The 11,153-nt window shown below is 61.4% G+C and carries 11 protein-coding genes; 7 read left to right on the top strand and 4 right to left on the bottom strand.

Features of this window, described 5'->3' with window-relative positions; translation table 11 throughout:
• Window positions 1-27: 27 nt before the first annotated feature.
• The 7 genes from IPM27_07165 (at window position 28) to xth (ending at window position 6,875) form a co-directional block, all read left to right on the top strand.
• On the top strand, window positions 28-588 hold the full coding sequence (locus IPM27_07165; GenBank protein MBK9161330.1) for a YqgE/AlgH family protein: 561 nt from the start codon (window positions 28-30) through the stop codon (window positions 586-588).
• Window positions 581-1,039, top strand: coding sequence for a Holliday junction resolvase RuvX (gene ruvX / locus IPM27_07160; protein ID MBK9161329.1), 459 nt, complete (start codon window positions 581-583; stop codon window positions 1,037-1,039). Before IPM27_07165 ends, ruvX begins: the two co-directional genes overlap by 8 nt.
• Window positions 1,036-1,992, top strand: coding sequence for an aspartate carbamoyltransferase catalytic subunit (locus IPM27_07155; GenBank protein ID MBK9161328.1), 957 nt, complete (start codon window positions 1,036-1,038; stop codon window positions 1,990-1,992). Before ruvX ends, IPM27_07155 begins: the two co-directional genes overlap by 4 nt.
• Window positions 1,989-3,263: a dihydroorotase gene (locus IPM27_07150; protein ID MBK9161327.1), complete on the top strand. Its 1,275-nt coding sequence runs from the start codon at window positions 1,989-1,991 to the stop codon at window positions 3,261-3,263. The genes IPM27_07155 and IPM27_07150 overlap by 4 nt, the downstream gene beginning before the upstream one ends.
• 128 nt (window positions 3,264-3,391) lie before the next feature.
• Entirely contained in the window at window positions 3,392-5,554 is a 2,163-nt protein-coding gene (locus IPM27_07145; protein ID MBK9161326.1) for a M3 family metallopeptidase, read from the top strand.
• A 17-nt stretch (window positions 5,555-5,571) separates the two neighbouring features.
• Complete coding sequence (locus tag IPM27_07140) at window positions 5,572-6,117, top strand: glutaredoxin family protein (protein MBK9161325.1); 546 nt, start codon at window positions 5,572-5,574, stop codon at window positions 6,115-6,117.
• The gene (xth, locus tag IPM27_07135) at window positions 6,114-6,875 is read left to right on the top strand and encodes an exodeoxyribonuclease III (protein ID MBK9161324.1); all 762 of its coding nucleotides are present in this window, start codon (window positions 6,114-6,116) and stop codon (window positions 6,873-6,875) included. The genes IPM27_07140 and xth overlap by 4 nt, the downstream gene beginning before the upstream one ends.
• Here xth and IPM27_07130 read toward each other — a convergent pair whose 3' ends face one another.
• The 4 genes from IPM27_07130 to IPM27_07115 form a co-directional block, all read right to left on the bottom strand.
• A complete protein-coding gene (locus tag IPM27_07130) occupies window positions 6,876-8,039 on the bottom strand; it encodes a UbiH/UbiF/VisC/COQ6 family ubiquinone biosynthesis hydroxylase (protein ID MBK9161323.1) in 1,164 nt (387 codons plus the stop codon).
• Window positions 8,036-9,340: a Xaa-Pro aminopeptidase gene (gene pepP, locus IPM27_07125; protein MBK9161322.1), complete on the bottom strand. Its 1,305-nt coding sequence runs from the start codon at window positions 9,338-9,340 to the stop codon at window positions 8,036-8,038. The genes IPM27_07130 and pepP overlap by 4 nt, the downstream gene beginning before the upstream one ends.
• Window positions 9,333-10,031, bottom strand: coding sequence for a nucleotidyltransferase family protein (locus tag IPM27_07120; GenBank protein ID MBK9161321.1), 699 nt, complete (start codon window positions 10,029-10,031; stop codon window positions 9,333-9,335). Before IPM27_07120 ends, pepP begins: the two co-directional genes overlap by 8 nt.
• Before the next feature lie 69 nt (window positions 10,032-10,100).
• Window positions 10,101-11,099 (bottom strand): phosphotransferase, encoded by a 999-nt coding sequence (locus IPM27_07115; protein MBK9161320.1) that lies wholly within the window; start codon window positions 11,097-11,099, stop codon window positions 10,101-10,103.
• Window positions 11,100-11,153: the final 54 nt, after the last annotated feature.

The following is an 11,153-nucleotide window of genomic DNA, read 5'->3' as shown; positions in this document are numbered from 1 at the left end:
GCATCACGGGAAAGCTACAATGCGCCCATGTCAGACTTTAACCTTACCGACCATTTCCTGATCGCCATGCCGGCGATGCAGGAAGGTGTCTTCGCCGGGACGCTGACGTATATTTGTGAGCACAACCAGAACGGGGCGCTGGGTATCGTGGTCAACCGGCCGATCAGCCTGACGCTGGGCGAGATGTTCGGACAGATCGATATCCCGCTGCACCGCCCCGAACTGGAGAAAATGCCGGTGTATTTCGGCGGGCCGGTACAGATCGAGCGGGGTTTCGTGTTGCACGACACGCAGGATGACTGGCAATCCACGCTGCGCATCAACGACCGGCTTGCGCTGACCACATCCAGGGATATCCTCGAAGCGCTGGGCCGGGGTCAGGGGCCGCGCAACATGATCGTCACGCTGGGTTATGCCGGCTGGGATCAGGGCCAACTGGAGCACGAGATCGGCGAGAACACCTGGCTGACGGCGCCGGCCTCCGAGCATATCCTGTTCGATCTGCCTCCCGAGGAACGCCTGCCCGCCGCGATGTCGCTGTTCGGCATCGATTACGCTGCGCTGTCCGAGGAGGCTGGGCATGCCTGATGGTGCGGTTGCCCTGCGTCCATCCGGCACACTGCTCGCATTCGATTTTGGCACCAGGCGCATCGGTATCGCCGTTGGCAACACGGTATCCGCCACTGCGCAGCCGCTCACTACCATCAACGATGAAAAGAACGAGGTTCGATTTGCGGAGATCGCCACGCTCATCGGCGAATGGCAACCGGCGGCACTGGTGGTCGGGCTGCCCTGCAACGAGGATGGCACTCCACACGAAATGACGGCGCTGTGCCGTCGCTTCGCCAATCGGCTCAAGGGACGCTTCGATTTGCCCACTTTGCTGGTCGATGAGCGGTATACTTCCGCCGCCGCGAGTGCCGTACTGGACGGGGTCGGGATACACGGCCGGAAACAGAAGTCCCTGATCGACCAGTATGCCGCACAGCAGATACTGCAAGCGTATTTCGACGAACCCAGCGCAGGAATCTACGCATGAACAACCCGCAATTGAACCGCCACGGCGAACTGCAACACCTGCTCTCCACCGAGGGCCTGCCGGTGCAGATCCTGCGCAATTTGCTGGACAAGGCTGCCGAATTCGTGAATATCGCCGAAGAACGCGAGATCAAAAAAATCCCGCTGTTGCACGGCAAGTCGGTATTCAACATCTTCTTCGAGAACAGTACCCGCACCCGCACCACCTTCGAGATCGCCGCCAAGCGCCTGTCCGCCGACGTGGTCAACCTGAATATCGGTTCTTCCAGCACCAGCAAGGGCGAGACGCTGCTGGATACCGTGGACAACCTGTGTGCGATGCATGCGGACATGTTCGTGGTGCGCCACTCGCAGTCGGGTGCGGCACATCTCATCGCGCGGCACGTCGCGCCGAACATCCATGTCATCAATGCCGGCGACGGCCGTCATGCACATCCGACGCAGGCGCTGCTCGACATGTTCACCATCCGCCACTACAAGAAGGAATTCCATAACCTGCGTGTCGCCATCGTCGGCGATGTGCTGCATTCGCGTGTGGCGCGTTCGCAGATCCATGCGCTGACCACGCTGGGCGTGCCGGAAGTGCGCGTGGTTGCGCCAAAGACCTTGCTGCCGACCCATGTCGACAAGCTGGGCGTGCGCGTCTTCCACGACATGGAGCAGGGATTGAAGGATGTCGACGTGGTGATGATGCTGCGCCTGCAGAACGAGCGCATGCAAGGCGCGCTGCTGCCTTCGGCGCAGGAATATTTCAAACACTACGGATTGACGCAGGAACGGCTGGCGCTGGCGAAAGAAGATGCCATCGTAATGCATCCCGGCCCGATGAACCGCGGTGTGGAGATCGACTCCAGCGTGGCGAACGGTCCGCAGTCCGTGATCCTGCCGCAAGTCACGTTCGGTATAGCGGTGCGCATGGCGGTGATGAGCACGCTGGCGGGGGAGGCGGCATGAGAACACATATCAGGAACGGTCGCCTGATCGACCCGCAGAACAACATCGATGCGCAACAGGATGTGTTCATCGTCGACAAGCGCATCGTCGGCATCGGCATGCCGCCACAGGGCTTCGTTGCGGAACAGGTGATCGACGCCGGTGGGCTGGTCGTGGTGCCGGGCCTGGTGGACGTCGCGGCGCGACTGCGCGAACCGGGCTACGAGTACAAGGCGACACTGGAATCGGAAATGACTGCCGCAGTAGCGGGGGGGGTCACCTCTCTGTCCTGTCCACCCGATACCGATCCGCCGCTGGATGAACCGGGGCTGGTGGAGATGCTCAAGCATCGCGCCCGTTCCCTGAACCAGTGCCGCGTGTTTCCGGTCGGCGCCCTGACTTACGGATTGAAGGGTGCGGAACTGACTGAGATGATCGAACTGACGGACGCGGGCTGCAAAGCGTTCAGTCAGGCCGACGCACCGCTTACTGATACGCGGGTATTGATGCGCGCAATGCAATATGCGGCGACCTTCGGCTATCGCGTCTGGCTGCGTGCGCAGGACAGTTTCCTTGCCAGGAACGGCGTGGCGCACGATGGCGAAGTTGCCACGCGTCTGGGTCTGCCGCCCATTCCGGTGGTGGCCGAGACCATCGCACTGTCGACCATGCTGCAACTGGCACGCGAGACAGGCGTCATCCTGCATGTCTGCCGCATTTCCAGTGCGGCCGGCGTGGAGATGATGCGCGCTGCCAAACGGGAAGGCCTGAAGGTCACCTGCGACGTGTCGATGAACCATGTGCACCTGACCGAGACGGACATCGGCTATTTCGATGCAAACTGCCACCTGACCCCGCCGTTGCGCGACCAGCGCGATCGCGAGGCGTTGCGCGCCGGGCTCAAGGACGGCACGATCGACGCGATCTGTTCCAACCATTCACCCGTGGATGATGATGCCAAGCAACTGCCGTTCGCCGAGGCCGAAGCGGGAGCGACCGGGATCGAATTGCTGTTGCCGCTGGTGCTGAAGTGGGCGGCGCAGGAAAAAATCCCGCTGCTGGATGCGCTGTCCCGCGTGACCATCCATCCTGCGCGGTTGCTGGGCCAGAAGGTCGGGCACCTGTCGGTGGGTGCGCATGCAGACATCTGCATATTCGACCCGCAGGCGGCATGGAAGGTGGAACCGGCCGCGCTAAGGAGCCAGGGCAAGAACACACCGTTCAACGGTTACGAGATGCAGGGGCGGGTGCGTTATGCGCTGCTCGACGGGCAGATCGTTTTCCGGCAATGAACCTTCAATAACCCCATGCGCCCTCGTTCGGGGGCGCTTCGATTTTCCGGAATGACAGGAATCCATTGCTCGACTTTGGCTCCGACATAGCCTGTACCGAAATCCAGCCAACAATATGTGAGTAAAAAATGACAGCACATCCTCAATCAGCAAATCCCCTGTTGGATTTTACCGGTCTGCCGCGCTTTGCGGAGATCCGGCCCGAACACGTTGCACCGGCAATCGACCAACTGATTGCCGAGAACCGCGCGCTCGTAGTGCGCCTGCTGGAGGGCGATGCGCCGCCGACATGGGACGGGTTCGTACGACCGATGGAAGATGCCAACGAACGATTGTCGCGCGCATGGGGGCCGGTCGGTCACCTGAACGCGGTGATGAACAGCCCGGAACTGCGCGAGGCCTATAACGCCACGCTACCGAAGATCACCCAGTACTACGCCGAACTGGGGCAGAACCTGGCGCTGTTCGGGAAGTTCAAGGCGTTGCGCAACAACCAGGAGTTCGAGGGGTTGAGCGCTGCGCGCAAAAAGATCATCGAGAACGAGTTGCGCGATTTTCGTCTGGGGGGAGCAGAATTGCCGGAAGAGCAGAAGGTCCGGTATCTGGAAATCCAGGAGCGCCTGTCGGGGCTGTCGTCACGTTTTTCGGACAACCTGCTGGATGCGACCAATGACTTTACGCTGTTGATCGAGAATCGCGATACGCTTTCCGGTCTGCCGGATGACGTGTTGCAGGCCGCGCACGAAGCGGCGCAGTCGGCCGGCAAGTCCGGCTGGCTGTTCACGCTGAAAGCACCATCCTACCTGCCGGTGATGCAGTTCGCCGACGACCGCGGACTGCGCGAGAAGATGTACCGCGCCTATGCCACGCGCGCCTCCGAGTTCGGCAAGCCGGAATGGGACAATACCGGACTGATGGACGAGATCGTCGCGTTGCGTGCCGAGGAGGCGAAGTTGCTGGGTTTTGCCAATTACGGCGAACTTTCACTAGCGAGCAAGATGGCGGACACGCCGCAGCAGGTGGTGGGATTCATGCGCGAACTGGCGCAACGCGCGCGCCCGTTCGCCGAAAAAGACCTGTCCGAATTGCGCGAATTCGCACGCGATGAACTCGAGATGGGCGAACTGCATGCATGGGACATCGCCTATGCCAGCGAAAAGCTGCGCGAGCGGCGCTACGCATTCTCCGAGCAGGAAGTGAAACGATATTTCCCGGAAGACGCGGTGTTGCCCGGCATGTTCCGCCTGGTCGAGACGCTCTACGGGCTGCGGATCGAGCAGTCTTCGGCACCGGTATGGCATGAGGACGTACGCTTCTTCGATATCCGCGACGCGCAGGGCGGGCTGGTCGGGCAGTTCTACTTCGACCTGTATGCGCGCAATAGCAAGCGCGGCGGCGCCTGGATGGATGACGCGATCACGCGCCGCCGCCTGGAAACGGGCATACAGACCCCCGTGGCATACCTGAACTGCAACTTTTCCGCGCCGGTTGGCGGCAGACACCCGGCATTGTTCACCCACGACGAAGTCATCACGCTGTTCCACGAATTCGGACATGGCCTGCATCACCTGCTGACCGAAGTGGAAGAACTGGGCGTATCCGGCATCAACGGCGTGGAATGGGATGCCGTGGAACTGCCCAGCCAGTTCATGGAAAACTTCTGCTGGGAATGGGAGGTGCTGCAGGGTATGACGCGCCATGTGGCGACTGCGAGCAGCGAGCAGGGGTCCGCGAGGCGGGATGGGAGCGTCCGCGAGTCGGTCGCGGCATCGCTACCGCAGAGCCTGGAGACTCCCTCTTTGCCGGTTGGCGATGCCCAAGCGGGAGAAACGCTGCCGCGCGCGCTGTTCGACAAGATGCTGGCCGCGAAGAATTTCCAGAGCGGACTGCAAACCCTGCGCCAGATCGAATTCGCGCTGTTCGATATGCTGATGCACAGTAATTTCGAGGCGGGAGGGAACCGGCGCATCCTGCAGTTGCTGGACGAGGTGCGCGCAGAAGTTGCGGTATTGATCCCGCCCGAGTTCAACCGCTTTCCGCACAGTTTCGCGCATATCTTCTCGGGCGGTTACGCGGCGGGCTATTACAGTTACAAGTGGGCGGAGGTATTATCGGCGGACGCATACAGCCTGTTCGAGGAACAGGGGGTGCTGAATCCGGATGTCGGCGCGCGGTTCCGCAGCGAGATCCTGGCGGTTGGCGGCAGCCGCGACGCGATGCAGTCGTTCACCGCGTTCCGCGGGCGAGAGCCGGGCATGGACGCGCTGTTGCGGCATAATGGGCTACTCTGAAAGTATCGGGAGGCGAGATGAAACATATCATTCTGTTGCTGGGCTGCTTGCTGGTGTGGTCATCGGGCGCGCAAGCGGGGGAGCTATACCGATGGGTGGACGACAAGGGCAAGGTGCATTACGGGGATGTACCGCCACTCGACGCGGCGGAGATCGAGCGCAAGAAGCTTTCCGCCGAGGTTGTGCCAAGCGAGGATATCCCCTATGAGACACGCCGCGCGATGCAACATTTCCCCGTTGTCCTGTATGTCGCGGAAAACTGCGCAGAGTATTGCAGGCAGGCGCGCGACCTGTTGAGCAAGCGCGGCATCCCGTTCAGCGAAAAGATGCTGGTCACCCAGGAAGATGCCGACGCCCTCAAAGCGTTATCCGGCAGCGACAGCGTCCCGACGCTTGCGGTGGGCAAGTCATACCTGAAAGGTTTTCTCGAAAGCGCATGGCATAACGAACTCGACATAGCGGGCTATCCGAAGACCGCGCCTTATCGTGTTTCCAAATCTGGACCGGCCGCGTCCGGCGATGCGGCGAGCCAGGTTACCCCTGAAAATCCCGCCGCACAATGAAACTGGCTACCTGGAACGTCAACTCCCTGAAGGTGCGCCTGCCGCATGTGCTGGACTGGCTGTCCGCCAATCCGGTCGATGCGCTATGCCTGCAGGAGACCAAGCAGCAGGACGGTGATTTCCCGCAGGCTGCATTGCAGGACGCGGGCTATCACAGCGTATTCAGCGGGCAGAAGACCTATAACGGCGTGGCGATCCTCAGCCGCGAACCGGTCAGCGATGTGCAGGCCGGCATCCCCGGTTTCGAGGACGAACAGAAGCGCGTCCTTGCCGCGACCCTCGGCGATATCCGCGTCGTGGACGTCTACATTCCCAACGGCAGCGAAGTTGATTCCGACAAATACCATTACAAGCTCAAATGGCTGGACGCGTTGCACGGCTGGTTGCGGGAAGAGTTGGCGAGGCACCCGAAGCTCGTCCTGCTCGGCGATTACAACATCGCGCCGGAAGACTGCGACGTGTACGACCCGGTGGCATGGCAGGGAAACGTGCTGGTCAGCGAAGCGGAGCGCGACCGGTTCGGAAGATTGCTTGCGCTGGGGCTGCGCGACAGCTTCCGCCTGTTCGAGCAGCCGGAGCAATCCTATTCATGGTGGGATTACCGGATGATGGCGTTCCGGCGCAATCTCGGATTGCGCATCGACCACATCCTGATCGGTGAAGCGCTGGTTGCGCAATGCAAAAGCTGTGTGATCGACAGGGCGCCGCGCAAACTGGAACGACCGTCTGACCATGCGCCGGTGGTGGTGGAGTTGTAGTTATCCGTTCGCCCCGAACATCATCCGTTTCGCGACGAATTTTTTCGCGAACGGCAGGCAATCCAGCGCGGTCAGCGCGGCGGCCCGGCCCGTGCCGACCAGCGGCAGGTCGTTGGAGAACAGGCGCACCAGCCCGTCGGTAAACCTGATGCCCGCTTCGCGGTCGGTTCGGCGACTGTTGCGGTAGGCGGCGAGCATCGGCTCGGAGCCCATGGTTTCCGGCGTGGCATCGAGGATTTCCTGAGCCAGTTCCCATGCGTCGCGCACACCCATGTTGAAGCCTTGCCCGGCTACCGGATGCAGGGTCTGCGCGGCATTGCCGAGCAACACGGTATGCGGCATCGGCGCCTGTTGCGGGGCGCGCTTCAGGCCGAGCGGGAAACAGGTGCGCCTGCCTGTGGTCAGGAATTCTCCGACCCGATCACCGAAATGGCGGTGCAGTTCCTGCAGGAATCGCGCATCGTCCCATGCCAGCATCTCCTGCGCCCGTTCGTGCGGCGCGGTCCACACCAGCTCGTAGCCATCCTTGTAGGGAAGCAGGGCCAGCGGACCCTGCGGGGTAAATCTTTCAAAGGCCGTATTGTTTTGCGGGGTCTCGCAAGTGACGTGGGTGATCAGCGCGGTCTGCCCGTAGTCGTGGAATTCGGGTGGAAATTGTTGGGCCAGCAGTTTCCCGCCATCGGCGACGACGGCGAGGCGTGCCTGCAGGATGCGTTCCCCGTTGTCCTGCTGATAGCCGATGCTGGCGTGATCGGCCCGGCCTTCCAAACGGGTGACGCTGGTGCTGTAAAGGGTCTTGATGCCGCTGTCTCTCAGCGCTTCGGTCAACGTGTCCTGCAGAACCGGATAAGGCAGCACATAGCCGAGTTCCGGTGTTCCCATTTCCTCGGCGCGGATCATGGCGCGCCCGAAACTATGTTTTTGCGAAATGTGTATGGTGCGGATCGGCGAAACATCCTGCAATGCATCCCAAACGCCCAGCCGGTCCAGCAACAAACGGCTGCCATAGGACAGAGCCAACGCACGCGCATCACTGCTCGGCGCATTTTCCGGCCGCGCTTCCAGCACGAGGAGGTTCAACCTGCTGCCGCGCAGGGCCAGTGCCAGCGCGGTGCCGACCGGCCCGCCGCCGATGATGACGATGTCATATTCCTGTGTGTTCACGATGGCCTCATCAGTTGTTCGATGGCCGCGACCGATTTGGGGGCGGCGGCAGTCAGTATTTCATTATCCCTTCCGGTAACGAGCACATCGTCCTCGATGCGGATGCCGATGTTCCACAACGCAAGCGGAACATCGTCGGCAGGCCGGATATAACAACCGGGCTCGACGGTCAGCGTCATGCCTGGTTGCAGGGTACGCCAATCCCCGTCGATCTTGTAGTCGCCGACATCGTGTACGTCCATGCCCAGCCAGTGCCCGGTGCGGTGCATGTAGAACCTCTTGTAGCTTTCGCTTTCCAGCACGTCATCCACGTTGCCGTGGCACAGCTTGAGGTCGATGAAACCCTGCGCCAGCACGCGGACGGCCGCGTCATGCGGTGCATTCCAGGTGTTGCCGGGACGCACGGCTGCGATCGCGGCGTCTTGTGCGGCCAGTACCAGCTCATAGACATCTTTCTGGGCGGCGGCAAAACGGCCGTTCACCGGATAGCAGCGCGTGATGTCCGCCGCATAGCCATCCACTTCGCAGCCGGCATCGACCAGCAACAGGTCGCCATCCCTGAGCTGAGCGCTGTTGTCGACATAATGCAGCACACAGGCATTGGCGCCGCTCGCAACGATGGACGAATAGGCGGGGTGGCGTGCGCCATTGCGGCAGAACTCGTGCAACAGTTCCGCCTCCACTTCATATTCAAAAAGATCCGGCCGGGTGAAGCGCATCGCGCGCTGGTGGGCCTGTGCGGAAATGGCCGCCGCGCGACGCATGACGGACAGCTCGTGAGCATCCTTGAGCAGGCGCATCTCGTTGAGCAAGGCGCGCACATCATGAACCTCATCCGGTGCGCGAACGCCGTTGCGGGCTTTTTCACGTACCGCCCTGCGCCATGCGAGGATGCGGTTGTCCCATGCGGGATCATGACCCAGCGGATAAAACAGCGCGGGCTGGTCACCCATCAGTTCGACCAGCTTCTCGTCCAGTTGCGAGATCGGGTAAGCGGCATCGAAACCGAATTGTTCCCCGGCGGCGTCCGGTCCATAACGGAAGCCGTCCCATATCTCGCGTTCCGGGTTCCTTTCGCGACAGAACAGGATGCTCCGCTCCTGGTCCCCCGCGACCAGAACGAGTACCGCTTCCGGTTCGGTGAATCCGCTCAGGTAATAGAAATTGCTGTCATGGCGATACGAATAATGTGTGTCGCCGTTGCGCGCCACTTCCGGAGCGGTGGGAATGATCGCGATACCGCGCCGCATCTTGTCCAGAAGAAGCTTGCGGCGTCCGGCGTAAAGTGCGGTGTCAGGCATGGGTTGCATTCTGCGGCGCGCGCAGCCGCTTGTCGAGTTCATCCAGCCGTTGCGGCGTGCCGATGTCCATCCAGGTTCCGCGATGATGTTCGCCGCTGACTGTGCCGAGCGCGATCTGCTCACGTAACAGGGGGGCGAGCGGCGCCTTGTCGCCGCGAGGAATGGACGCGAACAACGTGGGGCGGTACAGGCCGATGCCGCTGAAGGTCCATTTAGGTCCGGTCTCCGTTACCCGCTCGCCGTTCAGTCCGAAATCGCCGTCGGGATGGTGGTCCGGGTTGTCGACCAGGACCAGATGGGCATTATCCAGGCCGTCGCACATCTGTGCTGCAAGCGCGGGTAACCGCGCAAAATCGTAGTCGCACCAGATATCGCTGTTGATGACAGCAAAGGGCACATCACCCAGTAGCGGCAAAGCGAAGGCGATGCCGCCCGCAGTTTCCAGTGCCGTGCCTTCGCTGGAATAGCGGATGCTCGCGCCGTAGCGGTTGCCGTCGCCGAGCGCCAGTTCGATCTGCGTGCCGAGGTGGGCGTGGTTGATGACGAGGTCGGTGATGCCGGCCGCGACCAGTCGTTCGATATGCCAGACGATGAGTGGTTTGCCGCCTGCCTGCAACAGAGGCTTGGGTGTATGGTCCGTCAGCGGACGCATGCGTTCGCCACGGCCAGCGGCCAGGATCATGGCGCGCATCTAACAACGCCTTTCACGATTGCCCCCTCTCCCATCGGGGGAGGGTTGGGGTGGGGGAGATGCGCAGAATCAAGCGGATGCTCCGGTCTGTTGTGTGTGCAGGGAAAGTTCGATCAGCAGGTTATGCAAGGGCTTGAGGCCGATATAACGCTCACAGGCACTGCGCAGGTATTCCATGACCAGCGGCATGTCCTTCAGATAACCGTCCTTGCCGTCGCGGTGATACAGGCGGGCGAAGATGCCGAGTACCTTGATGTGGCGCTGCACCCCCATCATCTCGTAGTCGCGATAGAACTCGCCGAAGTCGGCGCGTACCGGCAGGCCGGCTTTGCGCGCCTTCTCCCAGTAGCGGATCAGCCAGTCCATCACATCCGCTTCGTCCCATTTGACATAGGCATCCTTGAACAGCGACGCCAGATCGTAGGTGATGGGACCGTACACCGCATCCTGGAAGTCGAGGATGCCGGGGGGGCTATCCTCGACGAACATCAGGTTGCGTGAATGGTAATCGCGGTGCACATAGACGCAGGGCTGAGCCAGATTGTTGGCCAGGATGTGCCGGAAGCTGCGCTCGAGGTCGTTGCGCTGTTTTTCGTTCAGGGTCACGCCCAGATGTTTGCTGATATACCACTCGGGGAACAGATCCAGTTCGCGTCGCAGCAAGACTTCGTCATAGGGCGGCAGTTCGCCCTTCTTCGAGGTGAGCTGGATCCTGATCAGGGCATCGGTCGCTGCACCATAGAGCCGCTTGGCATTGTCGGCATCCAATGCTTGCAGGTAGGTGGTGTTGCCCAAGTCGGCCAGCAACAGGAAGCCTTGCCCCAAGTCTTTGGCATAGACATGCGGCACATGGGCGCCGGCATCCTCGAACAGTTTGCCGATGTGCAGGAACGGCTGGCAATCCTCGTGCTGCGGCGGCGCGTCCATCGCCACGCGCGTGGTGCCGTCGGCGAACGTGACGCGGAAATAGCGCCGGAAGCTTGCATCTGCCGAGGCGGGGGCGAGAGTAAAGGAGGTGCCGGGAAACAGGCCTTGCAGCCAGGCGATAAGTTGTTGCTCGCGTTGCATAATGAAGATTCTCGGGAAGGCTTGATGGTAAACTGCGGGGAAGTTTATCACCTT

The sequence above is a fragment of the Nitrosomonadales bacterium genome, assembly GCA_016716325.1.
GTDB lineage: Bacteria > Pseudomonadota > Gammaproteobacteria > Burkholderiales > Gallionellaceae > Gallionella.
This window is presented reverse-complemented; position numbering and strand designations above follow the sequence as displayed.

What these genes read in the sequence shown, in the direction of transcription:
- IPM27_07145 (MBK9161326.1), top strand. Translation starts at nt 3,392, where the DNA reads ATGACAGCACATCCTCAATCAGCAAATCCCCTGTTGGATTTTACCGGT.
- IPM27_07155 (MBK9161328.1), top strand. Translation starts at nt 1,036, where the DNA reads ATGAACAACCCGCAATTGAACCGCCACGGCGAACTGCAACACCTGCTC.
- IPM27_07120 (MBK9161321.1), bottom strand. Translation starts at nt 10,031, where the DNA reads ATGCGCGCCATGATCCTGGCCGCTGGCCGTGGCGAACGCATGCGTCCG.
- IPM27_07150 (MBK9161327.1), top strand. Translation starts at nt 1,989, where the DNA reads ATGAGAACACATATCAGGAACGGTCGCCTGATCGACCCGCAGAACAAC.
- IPM27_07115 (MBK9161320.1), bottom strand. Translation starts at nt 11,099, where the DNA reads ATGCAACGCGAGCAACAACTTATCGCCTGGCTGCAAGGCCTGTTTCCC.
- pepP (MBK9161322.1), bottom strand. Translation starts at nt 9,340, where the DNA reads ATGCCTGACACCGCACTTTACGCCGGACGCCGCAAGCTTCTTCTGGAC.
- IPM27_07140 (MBK9161325.1), top strand. Translation starts at nt 5,572, where the DNA reads ATGAAACATATCATTCTGTTGCTGGGCTGCTTGCTGGTGTGGTCATCG.
- IPM27_07165 (MBK9161330.1), top strand. Translation starts at nt 28, where the DNA reads ATGTCAGACTTTAACCTTACCGACCATTTCCTGATCGCCATGCCGGCG.
- ruvX (MBK9161329.1), top strand. Translation starts at nt 581, where the DNA reads ATGCCTGATGGTGCGGTTGCCCTGCGTCCATCCGGCACACTGCTCGCA.
- xth (MBK9161324.1), top strand. Translation starts at nt 6,114, where the DNA reads ATGAAACTGGCTACCTGGAACGTCAACTCCCTGAAGGTGCGCCTGCCG.